Genomic DNA, 21,254 nt, shown 5'->3' with positions numbered 1-21,254 from the left:
GCATCGAAACTATTGTCGCGGCATGACGACGGGCTCGGCGCAACGGCAAACCCTGCCACCGCATCTCGACTGGGAGACGTGCGACCGGGCGCGGCTGGCGCGTGCCCGTGCGTTCGACGGCCTGTTTTTCTCCGGCGTTCGCTCGACGCGCATCTATTGCCGGCCGGTCTGTCCGGTTCGCCCCGCACGCTCGGAGAACGTCACGTTTTATGCCACGGCGGCCGCGGCCGAGCGGGCCGGCTTCCGCCCCTGCCTGCGCTGTCGGCCGGAAACCGCGCCTGGTTCGCCGGCCTGGCTGGGGACGGCCACCACTGTCGCGCGCGGGATGCGGCTGATCGACGACGGCTTTCTCGATCGCGCCACCATGACGGAGCTCGCCGAGGCGCTTGGCGTCGGGCCGCGCCACCTGCTGCGCCTGTTCCTGCGCCATGCCGGTGCGAGCCCCAGCGACATCGCGGCGACCCGGCGTGTGCAGGAGGCCAAGCGCCTGATCGACCAGACCAATATGACCCTGGCGGAAATCGCCTTCGCCGCCGGCTTCGGCAGCGTTCGCCGCTTCAACGATGCCTTTGCCGCGACCTACAGGCGGCCGCCGTCGTCCTTCCGGCGGCGCCGATAGGGCCAGCGCCCGACGAAAAAAATTCCGCACCGACCGTTTCGTTTTTATCGCCTCGTTCGTCTCTGCGCTGTGGGCCTCATCGAGCGGCCGGCGGAGTTTCCGCAAGGGAGAACATCGATGTCAGAGATCAAAGCCACGCCGTCGCGTCGCGCGGTCGTTGCCACCGGCCTTGGCGCCGGCGTGCTGCTCGCCGCCCAAAGCGTTCCGTCCTACAGCCAGAACAGGAGTTCGAAAATGGAAGCCACCATCCGCACCGGCAGCGACATCACCACCCTCGTCAACGTCTTCACGGTCGAACCGGACAACCAGCAGAAGCTGGTCCAGCTCCTGAAGGAGGGGACCGACTCCTTCTTCAGCAGGCAGCCCGGCTTCATCTCTTCCAGCGTCCACGCCAGCAAGGAGGGCGGGCGCGCGATCAACTACTCGCAATGGCGAAGCGCCGGGGATATCGAGAATTTCCGCAAGGATCCGAAATTCGCGCCGTACATCCAGCGCCTTGCCGCGATCGCGAAGGCCGAAACGATCCTGTGCGAGGTCGTCGAGGTCAATCATGCCTGAGCTTCGGCGGGTAGTGCCTCGGCCCCGATTGACGTATCACGCCTGTTGGCGACGGGGAGATCCGGCTTGGCAGAGGATGTGACGAGCAACGGCGCGGGGGCGGTCCGGGAGACCGCCCAGCAGGCCCTCGATCGCCTGGCGGTGGAGCTGCGGCCCCAGCTACACCGCTATTGCGCGCGCATGACGGGCTCGGTCATCGACGGCGAGGACGTGCTTCAGGAGGCGCTGCTCAAGGCCATCGAGGCCGCGCCGCGGACTGAGCCGCTCGACAATCCGGAAGGCTGGCTGTTTCGCATCGCCCACAATGCCGCGCTGGATTTTTTGCGCCGGCGCGCGCGCTACAACGCTGCTCACTCCGATGAAGATCTGGACATGATCGCCGCCTCGACCAGCCCCGTGACCGACCGCCAGATCGTGGCGGCGAGCTTGCGGACCTTCATGCGCCTGCCGGCGGCGCAGCGAGGCGCGGTGATCCTGCGCGACGTGCTCGGCTACTCCGTCGACGAGGTCTGCACCATCATGGGCGGCAGCATTCCGGCCACCAAGGGCGCCCTGCAACGCGGCCGCGTCCGTCTCCGCGAGCTCGCGGAGGAATCCGACGACATCAGGCCTCCCGAACTGGAGACGGCCGAGCGCGCCCGCTTATTGCACTATGTCGAGCGTTTCAACGCACGCGATTTCGATTCCCTGCGCGACATGCTGGCCGACGACGTGCGGCTGGAGATGGTCAACCGAACGCGCAGGGCCGGCCGCCGCGACGTCAGCGAATATTTTGGTCGCTATGCGCAGACCAGCCCCTGGCATTGCGTTCCCGGTTTTGTCGACCGGCGCCCTGCGATCATCATGTTCGATCCGCAGGACCCGTCAGGCCCGCCGCGCTACTTCGTCCTCCTCGACTGGGAGAACGGCAGCATCGTCAACATCAGGGATTTCCTGTTCGCGCATTACGCGATCGAAGGCGCGGAATTGTTCACGCTGGATTGACGAGACGAAGCGGCAGCAGGTCAGCCGATCTGCTTCTCGCCGTGCCGCTCCGACAGCGTAAAGATCTCGACGCCGGTGGCGGTGACGCCGACCGAATGCTCGAACTGCGCCGAGAGGGAACGGTCGCGGGTGACCGCGGTCCAGCCGTCGGAGAGAATCTTCACGTGCGGCTTGCCGAGATTGATCATCGGCTCGATGGTGAAGAACATGCCGGGCTTGAGCTGCACGCCTTCACCGGGCCGGCCGATATGGATGATGTTCGGCTCGTCGTGGAACATGCGCCCGAGGCCATGGCCGCAGAAATCGCGCACCACGCTCATGCCCTGCGGCTCGACGAAACTTTGGATGGCATGGCCGATGTCGCCGGTGGTGGCGCCGGGCTTCACGGCGGCGATGCCGCGCATCATGGCTTCATAGGTCACTTCGATCAGCCGCTCGGCCTTGCGCGCGATCGGGCCGACCGCATACATCCGGCTGGAATCGCCGTACCAGCCGTCGACGATGAAGGTGACGTCGATATTGACGATGTCGCCTTCCTTGAGCGGACGGTCGCCGGGCATGCCGTGGCAGACCACGTGATTGAGCGATGTGCAGGTCGAGTAGCGATAGCCGCGATACATCAGCGTCGCCGGATAGGCGCCATGGCTGAAGGCGAACTCGCGGACGAATTCGTCGATGCGATCGGTCGGAACGCCGGGGCCGACGATGTCGGTGAGCTCGTCGAGGCACTTCGCCACCAGGGCACCCGCCTTGCGCATGCCGGCAAAGGCGGCCGGCCCATGCAGCTTGATCTGTCCGGTCTTGCGCAGGGAGGTATCGGTGGCTTCGACGTAGCTCATGCGGGTCTGGTTCTTCTGGCTCGGGCCCGATTGGGCGGAAAGGCTTGATTTCAGGCCCAATTTAATGATTGCGGGCCGCCACGCAAGCTCAGCCTACCCGCCATGCGCCCGAAAGGCGGCTCAATTCGGGACTTCTACGGTGGTTTCGACCGGCAGCGCGCCGCCGCGGACACGGATTTCGCGGACGGGGTAGGGAACCCGGATGCCCTCGCGCTTGAAGGCGTCCCACAGCGCCAGCATCACGTCGCTCTTGACGGCATCCATGCCGTCGGGGTCCGCGAGCCAGAGCGTCAGCGAGAACTTCATGCCGGCCTCCGCGAACTCGGTCAGCAGGCAGTTCGGCGGCTTGGCCTTCTGCGCGCGCGGATGGGCGGCCGCGGTCTCGATCGCGAGCTTGCAGACCAGCCTGGGATCGGCGTCGTAGTTGGTGCCGAAGGTGATCTTCACCAGCGTGTTCTTGTCGGTGTAGGTCCAGTTGACGACCTTCTGCGTCACCAGATCCTCGTTCGGCACCAGGAATTCGCGGCCGTCGCCGGCGGCCACAGAAATATAACGCGTCTTCATCGCGCTGATGCGCCCGGTATTGTCGCCGATGGTGACGAGGTCGCCCGGCTTCACCGACTTGTCCGCGAGCAGGATGATGCCGGAGATGAAATTGGCGACGATCTTCTGCAGGCCGATACCGATGCCGACGCCGACCGCGCCGGAGAACACCGCAAGCGCCGAGAGGTCGATGCCGACCGTGCCGAGCGCGAGCACAATCGCGATTGCGAGCAGCCCGATGCGGATGATCTTGACCAGCAGCACCTGGACCGACGGTGTCAGGTCCGTCGCCGAGTTGATCTTGCTCTCGGCGAAATTGCTGGCGATGTTGGTGAGCCAGAGCGCAAGGATCAACAGCGCGCCGGCCTTGAGCACCAGGAGCGGCGTCAGCCGCAATCCGCCGAGCACGATCGCATAGGAGTCGAGCAGGTCGACCGTGGTATCGAGCTGGCCGAGGATGGACAGCGCGGCGACGAACCACGCCGCAACCGACACCAGCCTGACGAAGAAGGCGTTGCGCAGCACCGAGGTCAGGAGCCGGATCGCGAGCCAGGCGAGCCCCAGCTTGGCGGCGACCATCAGGAGGTAGCTGCGGCTCGGCCAGGTTGCGTGATACATCACCACGCGGGAGACGATCACGAGCAGGGTGAACACCGCCGTCGAGGCGCTGGAGACCATCACGCGGGCGAAGTGCCGAAGCGGCAGTGGCCAGCGCATCGCGAGCGAGCTCATGTCGACCCGGTTGCGAATGGCGGTTTCCGCGGCATAGGCGATGCCGGCCGAGGCCAGAATGAGACCAAATTGCAGGTAGAACCAGGGCGAGGCGATTTCCGCCCCGACGCTGCGCGCGGTGGTCTGCACGAACTCCATGAGGTCTTTGAGGTCCATGTCCATCGGGTCTCGTCGGGAAACAGGCGGGAGGATTTGATTCGAAAGTGCCGCAGAATTCCACAAAGGAAGCGGCCGGGCCATCGATACACCGTGAAGTGAAGCGCGTTAAGGCCGCAAAATACGGGCAGATTGCCGCGAGCGGGAGAAAATGGGTTGGCGCGCCGGTGTGGCGACGATAAGGATGCAATTCCAGCGATTTGTACCCGGAAGGTGGATGGCCTCCCTCGACTCTTTCAGCATCGCCATTCTGCTCGGCGCCGTCCTTGTCATGGCAGGTATCCTGTCGAGCCTGCTCGCGCTGCGCTTCGGCGCGCCGCTGCTGCTCGTCTTCCTCGCGATCGGCATGCTGGCGGGCGATTCAGGCCCCGGCCAGCTCCAGTTCAGCGACGTTGGCACGACCTATCTGGTCGGCTCGGTGGCGCTGGCCCTGATCCTGTTCGACGGCGGCCTGAAGACGCGCTTTGCCAGCATCCGCACCGTGCTCGCGCCGTCCGTGGTGCTCGCGACCGTCGGCGTGCTCCTGACCGCGCTGATCACGGCGCCGTTTGCGAAATACGCGCTCGACCTGAACTGGACGGAGTCGCTGCTGGTCGGCGCCGTGGTCGCCTCGACCGATGCGGCCGCGGTGTTCCTGCTGGTGCACACCCAGGGTCTGCGCCTGCGCCCGCGCGTCGGCGCGACGCTTGAAGCGGAGTCCGGCACCAACGATCCTTTCGCGATCTTCCTCACCCTGATGCTGGTCGAATACATTTCGCTGGGCTCGAGCTCGCCCGGCCATGTGGTGATGGAATTCCTGCAGGAGGCGGTGCTGGGTGCCGTCGTCGGCTTCTTCGGCGGACGTCTCGTCGTCATCGGGCTCAACAAGGTCGCGCTGCCGCAGGGCCTGCATGCGCCGTTCGTCACCACGGCCGCGCTCGTGATCTTCGGCGGCTCGCAGATCATGCACGCCTCGGGCTTCCTCGCCGTCTATCTCGCCGGCATCATCATCGGCAACAGGCCGACGCGCGCGCATAATTCGGTGGTGGCCTTTCTCGACGCCGCGACCTGGCTGGCGCAGATCGTGATGTTCGTGCTGCTGGGCCTCTTGGTGTCGCCGAGCCGGCTGGGCTCGAGCGTGCTGCCGGCGATCGGCGTCGCCTTCGTTCTGATGCTGGTGGCGCGGCCGATCGCAGTGTTCGTGTGTCTCGCCCCGTTCCGCTTCAACTGGCGCGAAAAGATCTTCATCGCCTGGACCGGCCTGCGCGGCGCGGTCGCGATCTTCCTGGCGTCGATCCCGATGCTGGTGGGTCTGTCAAAAGCCTATCTCTATTTCGACGTCGCCTTCGTCGTCGTGATCATTTCGCTCTTGCTGCAGGGCTGGACGCTGGCGCCCGCCGCGCGCAAGCTGCACGTGGCGCTGCCGCGCGCCGAACGCGGCCCGCGCCGTGTCGAGCTTGATCTGCCCGGTCAGCTCGAGCAGCAGCTGGTCGGCTATCCGGTGCGGCCCAAGAGCCTCTATTTCCGCCGTGGCCTGATCCCGTCCTGGTCCAAGCCGACGCTTGTGATCCGCAAAGAGAGCATTTTGACTCCGACGGAGGCCGATCCGATCGCACCCGGCGATTACATCTATCTGCTGGCGCCGCCGGAAAAGGCCGAGGCGCTCGATCGCTTCTTTGTCGACATGCAGCCAAGCTCGGCGCCCGACCCGCATCTGCTCGGCGACTTCATGGTCTCCGGCGAGCATACGCTCGCCGAGCTCGCCGAGATCTACGGCGTGACGGCAAGTGACGACGATAGCAAGCTGACGCTGGCCGACTATTTCGACGTCCATCTCGACCGTGCGCCGAAGGAAGGCGCCGAGCTTGCGCTGGGTGAGATCGTGCTCGTCGCGCGCAGCATCTCCGGTGGCCGCGTCAACGTCGTCGGCCTCCGCCTGCCGGAAGACGACGAAACCCCGGCGCCGCTGACGCGCAGGCAGGCACTGCGGAAGAAGCTCGCGGAGCTGTGGACCTCGGTGGCGGGGGTTTAGCTGCGTGAGAGGGGGAGCTGTTTCCACAGCTTCGGTGTCATCGCCCGCGAAGGCGGGCGATCCAGTATTCCAGAGACGGCTGCGACTGAGCCGATAGGCCGCGGCGTACTGGATGCCCCCGCCTTCGCGGGGCATGACACTGTCCATTTGGCCAAGATGGTGGCAAACGCCAGAGCCAATCACTCCCCCGCCGGCACCGTCTTCATCCAATGCCGCGCAATCGCCGCGCGCGGCGCGATCCACGCGGCACCGCTGCCGGCGATATGCGCCAAAATCCGCTCCAGCGCGCCGATGCGGCCGGGGCGGCCGATCATGCGCAGGTGCAGGCCGATCGACATCATCTTCGGCGCCGTCGCGCCCTCGCGCCTGAGCCAGTCGAAGGCGCCGATGACGTAGTCGGCGAAATCGGCACCGTTGAAGCGCGAACCGTTGTAGTACTGCATGTCGTTGGTATCGAACGCATAGGGCAGCACGAGATGCTGCCTGCCGGCGATCTCTTTGTAATAGGGCAGGTCGTCATTATAGGCGTCGCTGTCGTAGAGAAAGCCACCGTCCTCGACCAAGAGCCGCCGCGTGTTCGGGGAGGTCGCCGAGCGCGTGTGCCAGCCGACCGGGCGTTGCCCGGTAACGCGTTCGATCGTCGCGACGGTTCTGGCGATCACCTCGCGCTCACTCGCCTCGTCCATGTCGGCGTGGCTCTGCCAGCGCCAGCCATGGGCGGAGACCTCATGGCCGCGCGCGATTGCATCGCGCGCCAGCTCGGGCGAACGCTCGACCGCACGGCCGCACGAGCTCACCGTCACCTTGACGCCGTAGCTGTCGAACAGATCCATGATGCGCCACCATGCGGCGCGGGTGCCGTACTCGAAGTGGCTGTCGATGCAGGGATCCGGGCCGTCGAGCCGGTGCACGACCTCGTAGATCGCCTCGTTGCCGGCATCGCCGTCGTTGACGGAGAACTCCGAGCCTTCCTCGAAATTCACGACCAGCGATACCGCAACGCGCGCGCCGTTCGGCCAGTGCGGGTTTGGCGGCTTGCCGCGGTAGCCGGCGAAGTCGCGTTGTGAAATCGGGTGTTTTGTGTCGCTCATGGATCAGTCCGAGGTTCCGGCCATGCGGTGCAGGCCAACGATGCGGTCGCTGGCGAACAGCAGGATCACCGTGCCGGCCAGGATGAGGGTAGAAAGCGCCGCGAGCGTTGGGTCGGGCGCCTCCTCGATGTATTGCAGCATCCGGATCGGCAGCGTTTTGGTGCGGACGTCGGCGAGGAAGATCGACACCGGATAATTGTCGAACGACGCCAGGAACGAGAAGATGCCGGCGATCAGGAATGATGGCGCCAGCGCCGGCACCATGACCCGCAGCACACTGCCGGGATAGGTGCAGCCGAGCGTGCGCGCCGCCTCGATTAGCGTGAAGTCGAACCGCGCAAGTCCCGCGATCATCGTGCGGGCGACGTAAGGCAGCGTGATCACGAGGTGCGCGACCAGCAGCGTGCCCCAGGGCGTATTGAACCCGATGGCGCGAAAGCCCTGTAGCAGCGCGATGCCGAGCACGAGGCCCGGCATCATCAGCGGCGAGACCAAAGCGGTTGCGAAGATCCCTGCGCCCGGCAGCTTTCCGCGTGCAATAGCGATGGCCGCGAGCGTGCCGCAGACCAGCGAGATCGCGGTCGAGAGCAGTGCGATCTGAAGCGACAGCAGCAGCGACGGCCAGAATCCGTCGAGCCGGCCGATCCGGCCATACCAGCGCGTCGATGCGCCGGTCAGCGGCAAATCGAACACCGGCGTTGGCGAGAAGCTGGCGGCCGCGATCACCAGCAGCGGCACGAGCAGGAACAGCGCCAGCCCGATCGCCATCACCCAGCAGACGATGATTGCGCCGCGCGTCATCACTTCGGCTCCCGCGACAGCCGCGCGCTCAGCGCGACGACGGCAATGGCGATCGCGAGCAGCACGACGCCGGCGGCGGCACCAAACCCGGGCTCGCGCGCCAGCAGATAGGCCTTTGCGATCGTGGTCGCGAGCGTCGGATATTTTTCGCCGATCAGCAGCGTCGGCACGACATAGGCCGAGACCGAGAGCGAGAACACCAGCGCGACGCCCGCGATGATGCCGGGCAAGGTCAGCGGCAGGATGACGCGAAAGAACGTCACGACCGGCGAAGCGCCGAGCATTGCGGCGGCTTCAGCGTAGCGCGGATCGAGCTGGGCGACGATCGCGTAGATCGGCAGGATCATGAACGGCAGGAAGATGTTGACGGCGCCGACGATCAGCGCGGTCTCGGTAAAGATCATCCGGATCGGGTCCTCGATGATGCCGAGTGCCATCAGCGTTTCGTTGACGATGCCGTCGCTGCGCAACAGGATGGTCCAGGCAAAGGCCTTGACGATGACGCTGGCGGCAAACGGAAGGAACAGCGTGGCCAGTAGCACGGAGCGCAAGGGCCCACGGGCGCGCGCCAGCGCGAAGGCGGCGGGATAGCTGATCAGGAAGGCGATCAGCGTGGTCAACAATCCGAGCCGCAGCGAATTCCAGATCACGCCGAGATAGTACGGCGTGCCGAGCAGGCGCTTGTAATGAGCCAACGTCAGCCCGTTGGCATCAACGATGCTGACGCCGAGCAGCAGCACCAGCGGCAGCGCAAACACGCCGGCGATGATGACGAAGGAGGGCAGCACGAAGCCGACTGCGGTCAGTTGCTCGCGATCGACCGCAGGCGCTGCCACGGGCGTGGGAAGCGCGGCTTCCGTCATGCCTGCGCCTCCATCGGAAACGCAAAGGTCTCGGCCACCGGCCAGCTCAGGCGGATCTCGTCATGCACGCGGGGGATTGCGCCATCTCGCCCGGAGAGCTCGGCGAGCAGGCTTTCGCCGGCGCCCGCATCGACCTCCACCAGTGTGCGCGAGCCCTGGAACACGACGGAGCGGACGCGGCCGGCGGCAGAATTCGCTTCGCCTTGCTCACCAAGGCGAAGCTGCTCGGGACGCGCCGCAACGATAACGGGCGAGCCCATTTGAAAATTGCCGAGCGCGGACATGCGGCCGAGCTTGGTCTCGACATCGACCTTGCCGTTATCCGCGGCCAGCACGGTCCCGGAAATCCGCGTCGACAGCCCGACGAAGTTGAGCGCGAACAGGCTCGCGGGGCGCAGATACAATTCGCGCGGTTCGGCCAGCTGCTCGATGCGGCCCCTGTTCATGACCGCAACGCGGTCGGACATGGTCAGCGCCTCGTCCTGGTCATGGGTCACGAAGATCGCGGTCGCCTTCAAATCCTGGAGCAGGCGGCGCAACTCGACCTGCATCTCCTCGCGCAGCTTGCGATCGAGCGCGGACAGCGCCTCGTCGAACAGCAGCACGTCGGGCTCGACCGCGATGGCGCGCGCCAGCGCCACGCGTTGCTGTTGGCCGCCCGACAGCGCCGAGATGCGTCGTCCCGCCAGATGGCCTAGCTTGACCAGCGACAGCGCGCGTTCGACGGCGGCATCGATCTCGCGCTTCGCCGCGCCGCGCACCTTCAGCCCGAATGCGACATTACCGGCGACGGTCAGATGCGGAAACAGCGCGTAGCTCTGGAACACGACGCCGACATTGCGCTTGTGCGGCGGCACGTTGGTGATGTCGCGTCCGGCGAGTTCGACCTTTCCGGTGTCAGGCTGCGCCAGCCCCGCGATGGCGCGGAGCAACGTGGTCTTGCCGCAGCCGGAGGGGCCGAGCAGTGTCACCAGCTCGCCGCGGCGGATGGTCAGGTCGATATGGTCGAGGACCGTCGTCGGCCCGTACCGCTTGGAGACGCTGCGAACGACGAGATGCGGCGCGGCCTCGCTCATGTCATCTCCTTGCTCCAGCGGTCGACCCAGCCCGCGCGGTTCTTGGCAACGAACGCCCAGTCCGGCGCGAATAGCGAGGCGGGATCGGGGAAGCCCGCGGGTGTCGGCGTGGCCTTGTTGGTCGGCGCGACAAACGCCTTGTCGGCAAGGATGGTCTGCGCCTCCGGGCTGAGGAAGAAGTCGATCACGGCATCGGCGAGGTCGCCTGCCGGTGCGCCAGTCACCTTGGCGATGCCCGATGGCATCGCAAAGCCGCCGTCCTGCGGCACGGCGAGATCGACCGGCGAACCGTCGGCTTTGCGGATCAGGGTGTAGGCCGAGAATTGCCCACCAATCATCCAGGCCTCACCCTGCTCCATCAGATTGATGGCCTGCGGCGCGTTCGTATAGACGTTGAGCAGGTTCGGCTTCAGCTCCTTCACCTTCTTGAAGGCGGCGTCGATCTCGTACTGCGCTTCCTTGTAAGGCTTGCCGGTTTCCAGATGGGCGGCGGCGAGCAGCGTCCAGAAGCCTTCGGTGTTCGAGAGCGACGGCACGATCACGCGCGAGGCATATTTCGCGTCCCACAGATCGGCCCATTTGGCGGGCGCCGTCTTCATGCGCTTGGTTGAATAGGCGATGCCGGCCCAGGGCCGCTGATAATTCGCCCACATGCCGTCCTGGTGCACCGAGCCGTCCACGAGCTTGCCGAGATTGGCGATCGACGAGGCCGACATCTTGGTGATCAGGCCTTCGCTGGCTGCCGGCAGCATCACCGGATCGTCCATGATGACCACGGAGATTTTTGGCGTGGCCTTGTCGGCCTGCATCTTCTGGAGGTTGGTCAGCGAGTTGGTGCCCTCATAGAGCACCTTGCAGTCGAGCTTCTTCTCCAGCACCGGAAACAGATCGGCGTTGAAATATTTCGCGGCGCCCGCGGGGCCGCCGATGACGATCTCCTTGGTCGCGGCGCGCAGGCGTGCCGGAGCGGCGAGAAGCGTGGCCAGGGCCGCGCCGGACTTCAAAACGCTGCGTCGGGAGGGGGTGTGCATGGGCATGTCCCGTTTGTTGTGCGTAAAGCTTGCTACGAGGATGCAGCAAGCGCCATGCCAAATGTGCACATTTTTATAAATTGTAGTAATTTCAATGCCTTGATTTAGTGGCGTGTTGGGTAGCTGCGCACTCGCGCAGCAAATGTGCACATTTTTTGGAGGTGACGCTGCGCATCCTTTGGGCCTAGCTATCCCCATGGCGACGCAGCGCAGGCGAAACGGCAAGGGAAACAGAAAGGCCAATCCGGCAGAGGACGAGGCGGTCTATCAGGCCATCCTGCATGCGCTGCTGGAAGGCAAGTTGAAGGCGGGGGTCAAGCTCGCCGAGCCGCCGCTGGCCGACATCTTTGGCGTGTCGCGCGAGCGCATCCGCAAGGTGCTGCACCGGTTGGGTGCCGAACGCCGTCTGGAGATGATTCCCAACCGCGGCGCCCGCGTGCCGCGTCCGACGCTCGACGACGTCCGCAGCGTCTACGAGGCGCATCGCGTGCTCGAGGCCGGCGTGCTGTCGCAGCTTGTGCGCCTGGTTGACGATGCCCTGATCGAAAAGCTGAACGCCCATCTGGCCGAGGAACGTGCCGCCGCCACGCGCGGCGACCGCGCGGCTTCGGTGCGATTGTCAGGTGCGTTTCACGTCCATCTGGTCGAGGCACTCGGCAACGCCGAGCTCACGCGCTTTCTCGCCGATCTGCTCAGCCGCTCCTCGGTGATGGTGTCGGTCTATGAGCCGGCCACCGATTCGATCTGCGCCGTCGACGAGCATGGCGCCATCGTCGAAGCGTTACGTGCCCGTGATGTCGCGCGGGCGATTGCCGTGTCGCGAGAGCATTTCCTGCATGTGGAGAGCCGGCTTCATCTGGATGATGATGCCGCGCCGGTAAGTGAGGATTTGACGACGGTGTTCGCGGCGGTGAAGCCGAAGCGGCGAAAGCGCTGAACTCTCCGCTGTCGTCCCGGCGAAGGCCGGGACCCATAACCACAGTCAGTAGTTTGACGAAGGCTACTAGTTATTCTTTGCCGGTACTCGCACCGCAATTTCTCGATAGATCACGCGGTATGTTGGGGTGGACGGCCCCCGACGGCATCGGTGTGCCAGAATGAGGTCGCGTGGATCTCAGACAAGGGAGCCGTCCATGAGTGAGATTATCAGAATTGGGGTGGATACGTCCAAGAGCGTTTTCCAGCTTCATGGGGTGGATGCGGCCGAGCAGCCGGTGCTGCGCAAGAAGCTGCGCCGACGCGACGTGCTGAGCTTTTTTGAGCGGGTAGCGGCGACGAAGATCGGCTTGGAAGCCTGCGGTGGGTCGCATTACTGGGCGCGCGAACTGACGGCACTGGGGCACGAGGTGAAGCTGCTGCCGCCGCAGCATGTGAAGCCATACGTTCGGCGCAACAAGAACGACAGGAACGATGCCGACGCGATCTGCGAGGCGATGAGCCGGCCGCGCATGAGCTTCGTGGCGATCAAGACTGCGGAAAGCCAAGCCGCGCAGATGTTGATGGCGACGCGCGAGCGGCTGGTCGCCTATCGCGCGCAACTCATCAACATCATCCGCGGCCATGCGGCAGAGTTCGGCCTCACGGCCGCCAAAGGACCTGCCCATATCGAGCCGCTGCTGGCGCGCATTGCCGAGGATGGAAGGGTGCCCGGGCTCGCCAGGGAGCTGTTCGCCATCCACGGCCAAGAGTACCTCCGGCTGAAGAGCGAGCTGCGCGAGGTTGAGGCGAAGCTGAAGGCCTGGCACCGGCAGAACGAGATGAGCCGGCGCCTGGCCGAAGTCGATGCCATCGGCCCGATTGGCGGCTGTCTGCTGGCGATCAAGGCTCCCGACCCGCATGCCTTCGGCTGCGGCCGCGACTTCGCGGCCTGGATGGGCTTGACCCCGAAGGACCATTCCACGGCGGGCAAAGTGAGGCTCGGGGTGATTACCCGCGCCGGCGACGAGGCCCTGCGCCGCACCCTGGTGCTGGGCGCCACCTCGGTGATCAAGCAGGTGAGCCAGGGCAAGGGCAATCCCTCTCTCTGGCTGCGGGACTTGGTGGCGCGCAAGCCGCCGAAGCTCGCGGCCGTGGCGCTCGCCAACAAGCTCGCGCGCATCGCCTGGCGATTGATGGTCAGCGGCGAACGCTACGACGCGGCACGCGCCGGCATCGTCTCCCCGCCCGCAAGACTAGCTCCGTGCTCGCCTCGTCAAGGCCGCTGCACGCCGCCTGCGGCGGTGGCCTCCGGCCAGCCTTGACGAGCCTGCGCGCGGCGCTCAATGGCTGCCGTCGGTGAAACGAAGCATTCCGGACCCGGCCCACACCACAGACAAGGTGATCAAATGACATCCCTGCCCCGCAAATCATGAACTTCGGCGCGAGACCTCATCCTCGCGCCGCAGGCCGAAGCTTGCTCGATAACGAAAGATGGACCTGATCGAACGATCACAGTCGCGAGGCAAAAAACTCCGTAGGACCCGATGGTGCAACACACCGCCGGTATGTTTGGAACTCGCGCTGTGCACCCCATCTTGGCAGCGGTCATGTGCGACCGCATCAACAGACCGGACATATGATCGCAATCGCTTCGATCAAAACGTCGCTTCGTCTCTTGCTAGCAGGGGGCCGTCCACATATGGGTCCTGGCTTTCGCCAGGACGACGGCGGAGCATGTCGCGTCAGCGCGTCTCACGTCAGTACCTTCACCCCGCCGAACGACGTCACCCGCCCCCGCCTGAGCATCACGATCTGCGTCGCGAGCTGGCGCAGTTCGGCGACGTCGTGGCTGACATAGACCATCGGAATATTGGCCTCGTCGCGCAGGCGGACCAGATAAGGCAGGATTTCGAGCTTGCGGGCCTCGTCGAGCGCGCCGAGCGGCTCGTCGAGCAGCAGCAAACGCGGCTTTGACAACAGCGCGCGGCCGAGCGCGACGCGCTGGCGTTCGCCACCGGAGAGCTTTCCGGGACGGCGATCGAGCAAAGCACCGATGTCGAGCAGCTCGACGACGCGCTTGTGTTGCGCCGGATCCTCGGCGAGGCGGTTCATCCGCCGGCCATAGTCGAGATTCTGCGCCACGTTGAGGTGCGGAAACAGCCGCGCATCCTGGAACACGTAGCCGATGCGGCGGCGATAGGTCGGCACATGAATGCCGGCGGCGGTGTCGTCGACGGTCTCGCCGTCGATGACGATGGTGCCGCGATCGGGACGCAATAGCCCCGCGATCATGTTGATCAGCGAGCTCTTGCCGGCGCCGGATGCGCCGAACAGGCCGGTGACGCGGCCCTCGCTCGAGAACGACGCGGAGAGCCAGAATTCGCCAAGCTGTTTTTCGACATCGACGCGCAGCATGGTCAATTCCCGTGCAGGCGCTGTGTCGCGCGGCGGGCGAACCACTCGGCCGCGATCAGCGCACCAAGCGCGAGCGCGATCGAGATGATGACGAGCCGGCCCGCAGCGGCGTCGCCGTCTGGCGTCTGGATCAGCGAATAGATCGCGGACGAAATCGTCTGGGTCTCGCCGGGAATGTTGGAGACAAAGGTGATGGTGGCGCCGAATTCGCCGATCGCCTTGGCAAAGCCCAGCACCATGCCGGCGAGCACGCCGGGCAGGGCCAAGGGCAGCGTCACCGTGAAGAACACCTTGAAAGGCGCGGCACCAAGCGTCTCGGCGGCCTGTTCGAGCCGGCGGTCGATCGCCTCGATCGACAGCCGCATGGGGCGCACCAGCAGCGGAAACGACATCACGCCGCAGGCGAGCGCCGCACCGGTCCAGCGGAACGCGAAGACGATGCCGAGATGATCGGCCAGGAAGGCGCCGACGAGGCCGCGGCGGCCGAAGGTGAGAAGCAGGAGATAGCCGGTGACGACAGGCGGCAGTACCAGGGGCAGATGCACGAGGGCGTCGAGCACCGATTTGCCCCAAAAATCCTTGCGGGCGAGCAGCCACGCCAGCGCAATGCCGAACGGCGTTGCCACCAGCGTCGCGATGACGGCGACCCTGAGCGAGAGCAGGATCGCCGTCCATTCGGCGGGAGAGATGTCGAGCATCAAGTCGAGGGTATCACGTCGCAAAATTAAGTTGTGGGAGAGATCAGGAACTTGAAGCCGTATTTTTCCAGAATGATCTTGGCGGCCGAGGTGCGCAGGAAGGCGAGATAGTCGTTGGTCTCGGGCTTCGCAGTCGTGGTCGCCGCAACCGGATAGATGATCGCGGGATGCGAATCCGCCGGGAAGGTGCCGACGATCTTCACGCCGGGCTCGACCTTGGCGTCGGTGGAATAGACGATGCCGAGATTGGCTTCGCCACGCGCCACCAGCGTCAGCGCCGCGCGCACGCTCTCGGCCATCGCGAATTTCGGCTCCGCGGCCTGCCAGGCGCCGAGTTTCTCCAGCGCCGCCTTGGCGTATTTGCCGACCGGGACGGACTTCACGTCGCCGGTCGCGATCTTGCCGTCGCCGGCAAGCTTTGCGAGGTCGAAACCTTGCGCGATGGTGACGTTGTCGATTTTGGAATCCTTCGGCGCGATCAGCACGATGCTGTTGCCGAGCAGGTTGACTCTGGAAGGCTCGTTGATGGTCTTCTTTGAGAGCGCGTAGTCCATCCAGTCGGTGTCGGCGGAAACGAACACGTCGGCCGGCGCGCCCTGCTCGATCTGTTTTGCCAGAACCGAGCTTGCCGCGTAGCTCGCGGTGATCTTCACGCCGGTCTTGGCGGTGTAGGCGGCGTCGATCTCGTCGAGCGCGTTCTTCATCGAGGCTGCCGCGAATACGGTGATGGTCTTGTCCTCGGCGGCGGCCGGCGAGAGGCTCGCGCCCGCGAGCATGACGAAGGCGGTGAAAAGTCCGGCAAGTCGATACATGGATGGCGCTCCGTGCGAGCCCGCGCGCACAAAAGCGCACGCGCAAATCTGGCGTTGGGTGGATTTAAGTCGCGACCGGCGGAAGCGCTGTTCCACGTGTCCCCGCAACGGCTTACGGCCGGCGGGGATATCGCAGTTACGAAGATAGCAGGCTGAGCCCTCAGATCAAAGGCGACCGTTTGTCTAACCTATTGGGCTGGCAGGATCGAAATCGACAGCGAATTGTCCTTGGCGCCGCTGATCTGGAGCACGAAGGGCTTGTCCGAGAGCTCGTATTTCATGGTCTTGCGGATGCCGTCGCAATCGGTGGCGCCGCTGAAGGCCACGGGCTTGAGGAAATGCCCGTCCTGGACCAGATCGACCCAGGCACCCGAGGACAGGCTGATGGTATAGAGCCCGGCCTTGGCCGCCTTGATGCTGGTGAAGCCGGCAAACGTACCGTCCTTCGGCGCGCGCTCGGGCGGCGTCGGCAGTTTTGCCTCCTGCGGCGCGACCAGCCCGAGCGTGATCGCTGATGCCGGGACTGCGGCCTGCTCGGCTCCCGACGCGAGCTTGGCGCGGTCCGGTGCCGTCAGCGCCGCGCGGTCGCGCTCGATCGGCCATTTGAACTTGTCGCAGCCGCTGGGTTCTTCCGCGGCGAGGGCGGAGGTCGCGCTGAGCGAAAGCACGGTGAGGAGGGCAAGGACGCGCATGTCAAATCTCATCATTGGCCACGCGAGGGAAGCGGGCTTGAAGCTAGGCTTCGTTGGCGAACGGGATGCGCATCCCGGAATGCCGCGGGCTTACGGCCGAACGGCGGGCCGATCCTAGCGCATGCTCCTCTCGTCGTCATCCCGGACAAGCGCTGCGAAGCGGAGCGCAGATCCGGGATCCATGGCCCCAGGGAGGAATTTGGCGAAGATTCGAAGTTATCACTACGCCCAACAACCACTCTCTGTGGTTATGGGTCCCGGGCTCGCTTCGCGCCCCGGGACGACAGTAGTGGCTACGGCTTCGCATCGGCCGCGCGCAGCACGGCTTTGCAGGCGGCCGGCATCTGGGCCAGCGTCATCGGCGGTTTCAGCTTCGGCGGCTCCGGCGGTGGTTTCGGGTGCAGCACGCCCTCGCTGAACCAATAGGCGAAATCGGACGGCTTGCAGCCTTCGTCCTCGGATTGCGACGGCTGTCCCTGGCATTCGCCGGCGCCCGCCGGGCAGCGCATGCGGATGTGAAAATGATAGTCGTGGCCCCACCACGGCCGGATCTTCGACAGCCACGAACGGTCGCCCTTGGCCTCGCGGCACAGCGCCTTCTTGATCGCGGGATTGACGAAGATGCGCTGCACCGCCGGCTCCTGTGCCGCATCGCGCAGCACGAGCACGTGGGCAGGTGTGAACACCTTCGGGTCGATGTCGAGGCGGTCCTCGCGCACCATCATCACCGCCGACATCTCCTCGCGCTCCTCGCGCGAGAGGCGATGGTCGGGCATTGGCGTCAGCCAGATGTCGGCGTCTAACCCAATCTGATGGCTGGCATGGCCGGAGAGTGCGGGCCCGCCGCGCGGCTGGCCGATGTCGCCGACCAAAATACCCGGCCAGCCCGCGTCCTTGTGCGCCTTGGCAGCCAAGCGCTTGATCAGCGCGATCATATCAGGGTGGCCGTAATTGCGGTTACGCGACAGCCGCATCACCTGCCAATTGTCGCCGTTGAGCGGCATCCGCTCGGCGCCGCCGATGCAGCCCTTCACATAGGAGCCGATGACATGCGCCGGTCCCGTCGAGGGCAGCAGCTTGCGCGCGAACAGCTCCTTGGCGCCGACCTTGGGATCGTTCGGGTTGGCGAGCGGCGGCAACGGCTTTGGGTTCACGCTGCCCTTGTCCTGGGCCAGCGCGCCGCCGGCGGCCAGGAGCGTCATCATAAGCAGGAGAGGGGCAATGCGGCGGGGACTCATGCTGACGTCCTTATAGCCCAACGTTGCATCGACGCCGGACGCGATCTTCTTCCATCACGACATTGCCATCCATGGCACGACCGACATGTCCCGCCCGGACGCGATCGATGTTTTCGACGAGACGACCCCAAAGTCGCATACTAGCTGACGGTTTTTTAACGACCCGATAACTCTATCCCGCATTGACCAAAATTCGTGCGCGGAACGAGATGCGCTTGGCTCCCGCATGCAATCAAGCCTGGTTCCGGAATTGATTCATGGAGAGTGCGCGTTTTTGCAGCTCCTCGCTCGCTGGTCGCGACGCGGGAGCAGGTTCGACGCGCCCGTGGACGCTAGTCGCGCCTTGCAAACAGGCAAAACGGCCTGGTGTTCGGCGGGCGCCTCCGTGACGCCGCCGACCAAGATTACTTTTCTTTCAGACACTTGCCCCAAGACTTGCGGCCGCTGGGCGCGGCTGGGGCATGTGAAGTTGAGTTTGGGGTCCAAAAAAACAGGAAAGCGAAAGCGCAAGCCGGTTGCCCGGGGCGGCCGACAGCCGCGCAAGCCGCGATTTGCGCGCGCGCCTCGTCCGCCCGGCGAACGCGACCTGCTCGTGCAGAGCCGTGCCGAAGCCGAAGCGGCCATCATCGAGGCGCGCAAATCGCATGAGCGGCTGCGCCAGGCCGTCGACCTGCTGCCGCAAGGCATCGTGATCCTCGATCCCGAAGGCCGCTACGTCCTCTGGAACAAGCAATATTCCGAGATCTACAGCAAGACCGCCGATCTGTTTGCCGAAGGCGCGCGGCTCGAAGACACGCTGCGGGTCGGCGTTGCCCGCGGCGACTATCCGGAAGCGGCTGGCAACGAGGACGACTGGATCGCCGAGCGGCTGAAGAAGCTCTACGAGCCCGGCAAGCGTCACGAACAGACGCTGTCCGACGGCCGCGTCATCCTGATCGAGGAACGTCGCACCGATGACGGCGGCGTCGTCGGCCTGCGCGTCGACATCACCGAATTGAAGCAGCGCGAAGCCTCGTTCCGCCTGCTGTTCGACGGCAATCCCGTCCCCATGATCGTTTGCGCGCTGGACGACGAGCGCATCCTCGGTGTCAACGATGCCGCGGTTGCGCATTACGGCTATAGCCGCGCCGAGTTCGAGAAGCTGAAGATCCGCTCCATGCAGGCCTTTGACAGCGAGCCGCCCTGGGCCACCGGCAGATCCAGCGAGGAGCAGGCCGCGCGCACCTGGAAGCATGTCAAGGCCGATGGCGCGCTGATCGACCTTGCAATCTACTCCCGCGAACTGACCTATGCCGAGCGGCCCGCGGTGCTGCTGGCGCTGATGGACATCACCGAACGCAAGCGCGCCGAGGCGCGGCTTGCCTTCATGGCCCAGCATGACGGGCTCACGGGGCTGCCGAACCGCAATCTGCTGCGCCAGCAGATGGACGAGATGCTCCTGCACACGCGCCGCAGCACCGACAAGGTCTCGGTGCTGATGCTGGGGCTCGACAATTTCAAGGCGGTCAACGACACGCTGGGGCACGCGGTCGGCGACAAGCTGCTGCGCGGTGTCGCCAAGCGGCTGCGCTCGACTTTGCGCGACGAAGACGCGCTGGCGCGGCTCAATTCCGACGAATTCGCGATCGTGCAGAGCGGCCTGGCACGGCCCGAAGATGCCGTGCTGCTCGCAAAGCGCCTGCTCGAGGCCATCGCCGATCCCTATCTGCTCGACGGCCAATCCGTGGTGATTGGCGCCTCGATCGGCATCGCGATGGCGCCCGGCGACGGCGATGATTCCGAAAAGCTGCTGAAGAGCGCCGACATGGCGCTGTCGCGCGCCAAGCTGGATGCGCGCGGCACCTTCGCCTTCTTCGAGGCCGCGCTCGACGCGAAGGCGCAGAGCCGCCGCAAGATCGAGGTCGAGCTGCGCGACGCGATCCAGAACGATGTGCTGCGCCCCTATTACCAGCCGCTGATCGATCTCCAGAGCGGCCGCATCACCGGCTTCGAGGCGCTGGTGCGCTGGCCGCATGCCGAGCGCGGCATGGTCTCGCCGGCCGAGTTTATTCCGGTTGCGGAAGAAACCGGCCTGATCAATCCGCTCGGCGGCTTGATGCTGCGCCGGGCGTGCATGGACGCCGCGACCTGGCCGGACGACGTCCGCGTCGCCGTCAATTTGTCACCGCTCCAGTTCCGCAGCGGCAATCTCCACTCGATGGTGACGGACGCGCTCAAGCATTCCGGCCTGCCGCCGCGGCGGCTCGAGCTCGAGATCACCGAGACGCTGCTGCTGGAGAAGAGCGCGCAGGTGCTGGCGACGCTGCATGCGCTGCGCGCACTCGGCGTGCGCATATCGATGGATGATTTCGGCACCGGCTATTCCAGCCTCAGCTATTTGCGCAGCTTCCCGTTCGACAAGATCAAGATCGACCAATCTTTCGTGCGCGATCTCGGCGCCAATCGCGAGGCGCAGGCGATCATCCGCTCCATCGTCAGCCTCGGCAAAGGCCTCGGCGTCATCATCACCGCCGAGGGCGTCGAGACCGAAGCCGAGCTGAGCTGCCTCCGTACTGAAGGCTGCGACGAGGGCCAGGGCTTTCTGTTCAGCAAGGCCCGGCCGAATGCCGAGATCATCAGCCTGTTGGCCGCGCAGCGCGGCATCGATGCCCCGGCTGAGGACGCCGCGCTGGTGGCCTAGCGGTCGGCAGATTGGCTTCTAGTAGCCGGAGTAGGGGCCGGAGGGCATGCAGGAGTCGTCGACGTAGCTGTAGCCGCCGCCATAGCCGCCGCCGTAATAACCGCCATAGCCTCCGTAATACGCGCTCGCGATCCCGGCGCCGACGACGGCGCCGGCGACCCCGTAGCCAAGGCCCCGGTAGCCGTAGCCCCGATAGCCATAGCCGCGATAACCGTAGCCGCGATAGGCCAGGCCGCCACGATAGCCATAGCCACCACGATAGCCCCATCCGCCGCCGCGATAGCCGTAGCCGCCGCGATAGCCGTAGCCCCAGCGCACTTCGGTGGTCACAGGATCGACCATCGATTTGATCGTCGCCACAGATGTCGGCATCGGGCCAGCCTGGGCGCCCGTGGCGAGCAGGACACCGGCCGCGGCGAGAACGGCAATACGCAGAGAGTTCGAGAACCCCATGACCTTCTCCGTGCTGTGAGGCGGCGCTTGGGCGCGGCCATCGA

20 protein-coding genes are annotated in these 21,254 nt (G+C 65.3%); 7 read left to right on the top strand and 13 right to left on the bottom strand.

Annotated features, from left to right (window positions below):
• Positions 1-22 precede the first annotated feature (22 nt).
• The 3 genes from ACLFLU_RS40105 to ACLFLU_RS40095 all read left to right on the top strand — a co-directional run bounded on the left by ACLFLU_RS40105 (position 23) and on the right by ACLFLU_RS40095 (position 2,161).
• Positions 23-619, top strand: coding sequence for a bifunctional transcriptional activator/DNA repair enzyme AdaA (locus tag ACLFLU_RS40105; RefSeq protein ID WP_426410131.1), 597 nt, complete (start codon positions 23-25; stop codon positions 617-619).
• A gap of 117 nt (positions 620-736) precedes the next feature.
• Complete coding sequence (locus tag ACLFLU_RS40100; RefSeq protein ID WP_426410130.1) at positions 737-1,177, top strand: antibiotic biosynthesis monooxygenase family protein; 441 nt, start codon at positions 737-739, stop codon at positions 1,175-1,177.
• Between the two features lie 66 nt (positions 1,178-1,243).
• On the top strand, positions 1,244-2,161 hold the full coding sequence (locus ACLFLU_RS40095) for a sigma-70 family RNA polymerase sigma factor (RefSeq protein WP_426410129.1): 918 nt from the start codon (positions 1,244-1,246) through the stop codon (positions 2,159-2,161).
• A 20-nt stretch (positions 2,162-2,181) separates the two neighbouring features.
• Here ACLFLU_RS40095 and map read toward each other — a convergent pair whose 3' ends face one another.
• The gene (gene map / locus ACLFLU_RS40090; RefSeq protein WP_200470446.1) at positions 2,182-3,000 is read right to left on the bottom strand and encodes a type I methionyl aminopeptidase; all 819 of its coding nucleotides are present in this window, start codon (positions 2,998-3,000) and stop codon (positions 2,182-2,184) included.
• 120 nt (positions 3,001-3,120) lie between these two features.
• Complete coding sequence (locus ACLFLU_RS40085; protein ID WP_426410128.1) at positions 3,121-4,437, bottom strand: mechanosensitive ion channel family protein; 1,317 nt, start codon at positions 4,435-4,437, stop codon at positions 3,121-3,123.
• A gap of 211 nt (positions 4,438-4,648) precedes the next feature.
• Here ACLFLU_RS40085 and ACLFLU_RS40080 point away from each other — a divergent pair, with 211 nt between their 5' ends.
• Positions 4,649-6,442: a potassium/proton antiporter gene (locus ACLFLU_RS40080; protein WP_426410127.1), complete on the top strand. Its 1,794-nt coding sequence runs from the start codon at positions 4,649-4,651 to the stop codon at positions 6,440-6,442.
• Between the two features lie 179 nt (positions 6,443-6,621).
• Here ACLFLU_RS40080 and ACLFLU_RS40075 read toward each other — a convergent pair whose 3' ends face one another.
• The 5 genes from ACLFLU_RS40075 to ACLFLU_RS40055 are packed head-to-tail and all read right to left on the bottom strand — an operon-like array spanning position 6,622 to position 11,304.
• Positions 6,622-7,533: a polysaccharide deacetylase family protein gene (locus tag ACLFLU_RS40075; protein WP_426410126.1), complete on the bottom strand. Its 912-nt coding sequence runs from the start codon at positions 7,531-7,533 to the stop codon at positions 6,622-6,624.
• A 3-nt stretch (positions 7,534-7,536) separates the two neighbouring features.
• A complete protein-coding gene (locus ACLFLU_RS40070) occupies positions 7,537-8,334 on the bottom strand; it encodes an ABC transporter permease (RefSeq protein ID WP_426410125.1) in 798 nt (265 codons plus the stop codon).
• The gene (locus tag ACLFLU_RS40065) at positions 8,334-9,197 is read right to left on the bottom strand and encodes an ABC transporter permease (protein ID WP_426410124.1); all 864 of its coding nucleotides are present in this window, start codon (positions 9,195-9,197) and stop codon (positions 8,334-8,336) included. Before ACLFLU_RS40065 ends, ACLFLU_RS40070 begins: the two co-directional genes overlap by 1 nt.
• Positions 9,194-10,273: an ABC transporter ATP-binding protein gene (locus ACLFLU_RS40060; RefSeq protein ID WP_426410123.1), complete on the bottom strand. Its 1,080-nt coding sequence runs from the start codon at positions 10,271-10,273 to the stop codon at positions 9,194-9,196. The genes ACLFLU_RS40065 and ACLFLU_RS40060 overlap by 4 nt, the downstream gene beginning before the upstream one ends.
• Entirely contained in the window at positions 10,270-11,304 is a 1,035-nt protein-coding gene (locus tag ACLFLU_RS40055) for an extracellular solute-binding protein (protein ID WP_426410122.1), read from the bottom strand. The genes ACLFLU_RS40060 and ACLFLU_RS40055 overlap by 4 nt, the downstream gene beginning before the upstream one ends.
• Positions 11,305-11,500: 196 nt before the next feature.
• On the opposite strand from ACLFLU_RS40055, the gene ACLFLU_RS40050 reads away from it, so the two are divergent.
• Both ACLFLU_RS40050 and ACLFLU_RS40045 read left to right on the top strand, forming a co-directional pair.
• Complete coding sequence (locus ACLFLU_RS40050; RefSeq protein WP_426410121.1) at positions 11,501-12,241, top strand: GntR family transcriptional regulator; 741 nt, start codon at positions 11,501-11,503, stop codon at positions 12,239-12,241.
• Between the two features lie 196 nt (positions 12,242-12,437).
• Positions 12,438-13,544: an IS110 family transposase gene (locus tag ACLFLU_RS40045; protein ID WP_426410120.1), complete on the top strand. Its 1,107-nt coding sequence runs from the start codon at positions 12,438-12,440 to the stop codon at positions 13,542-13,544.
• 430 nt (positions 13,545-13,974) lie between these two features.
• Here ACLFLU_RS40045 and modC read toward each other — a convergent pair whose 3' ends face one another.
• From modC to mepA, 5 genes are all read right to left on the bottom strand, one after another.
• A complete protein-coding gene (modC, locus tag ACLFLU_RS40040; RefSeq protein ID WP_426410119.1) occupies positions 13,975-14,637 on the bottom strand; it encodes a molybdenum ABC transporter ATP-binding protein in 663 nt (220 codons plus the stop codon).
• 2 nt (positions 14,638-14,639) lie between these two features.
• Positions 14,640-15,335, bottom strand: coding sequence for a molybdate ABC transporter permease subunit (modB, locus tag ACLFLU_RS40035; protein WP_426410118.1), 696 nt, complete (start codon positions 15,333-15,335; stop codon positions 14,640-14,642).
• Positions 15,336-15,361: 26 nt separating this feature from the next.
• Positions 15,362-16,147 carry a molybdate ABC transporter substrate-binding protein gene (modA, locus tag ACLFLU_RS40030; protein ID WP_426410117.1) on the bottom strand — a complete coding sequence of 262 codons (786 nt, stop codon included), beginning with the start codon at positions 16,145-16,147 and terminating at the stop codon, positions 15,362-15,364.
• A gap of 188 nt (positions 16,148-16,335) precedes the next feature.
• Positions 16,336-16,839, bottom strand: a complete 504-nt coding sequence (locus ACLFLU_RS40025; RefSeq protein WP_426410116.1) for a hypothetical protein — start codon at positions 16,837-16,839, stop codon at positions 16,336-16,338.
• Positions 16,840-17,132: 293 nt separating this feature from the next.
• Complete coding sequence (gene mepA, locus ACLFLU_RS40020; protein ID WP_426410115.1) at positions 17,133-18,077, bottom strand: penicillin-insensitive murein endopeptidase; 945 nt, start codon at positions 18,075-18,077, stop codon at positions 17,133-17,135.
• 475 nt (positions 18,078-18,552) lie between these two features.
• Here mepA and ACLFLU_RS40015 point away from each other — a divergent pair, with 475 nt between their 5' ends.
• The gene (locus ACLFLU_RS40015) at positions 18,553-20,757 is read left to right on the top strand and encodes a putative bifunctional diguanylate cyclase/phosphodiesterase (protein WP_426410114.1); all 2,205 of its coding nucleotides are present in this window, start codon (positions 18,553-18,555) and stop codon (positions 20,755-20,757) included.
• A gap of 18 nt (positions 20,758-20,775) precedes the next feature.
• Here the strand turns inward: ACLFLU_RS40015 and ACLFLU_RS40010 are convergent, their stop codons facing one another.
• Positions 20,776-21,210: a hypothetical protein gene (locus ACLFLU_RS40010; RefSeq protein ID WP_426410113.1), complete on the bottom strand. Its 435-nt coding sequence runs from the start codon at positions 21,208-21,210 to the stop codon at positions 20,776-20,778.
• Positions 21,211-21,254: the final 44 nt, after the last annotated feature.

Origin of the sequence: Bradyrhizobium ganzhouense (genome assembly GCF_049949285.1) — a bacterium.
GTDB classification, from domain to species: domain Bacteria; phylum Pseudomonadota; class Alphaproteobacteria; order Rhizobiales; family Xanthobacteraceae; genus Bradyrhizobium; species Bradyrhizobium ganzhouense.
Note: the sequence above shows the minus strand (reverse complement) of the source record. Positions and strands in the feature narration are given on the sequence as shown.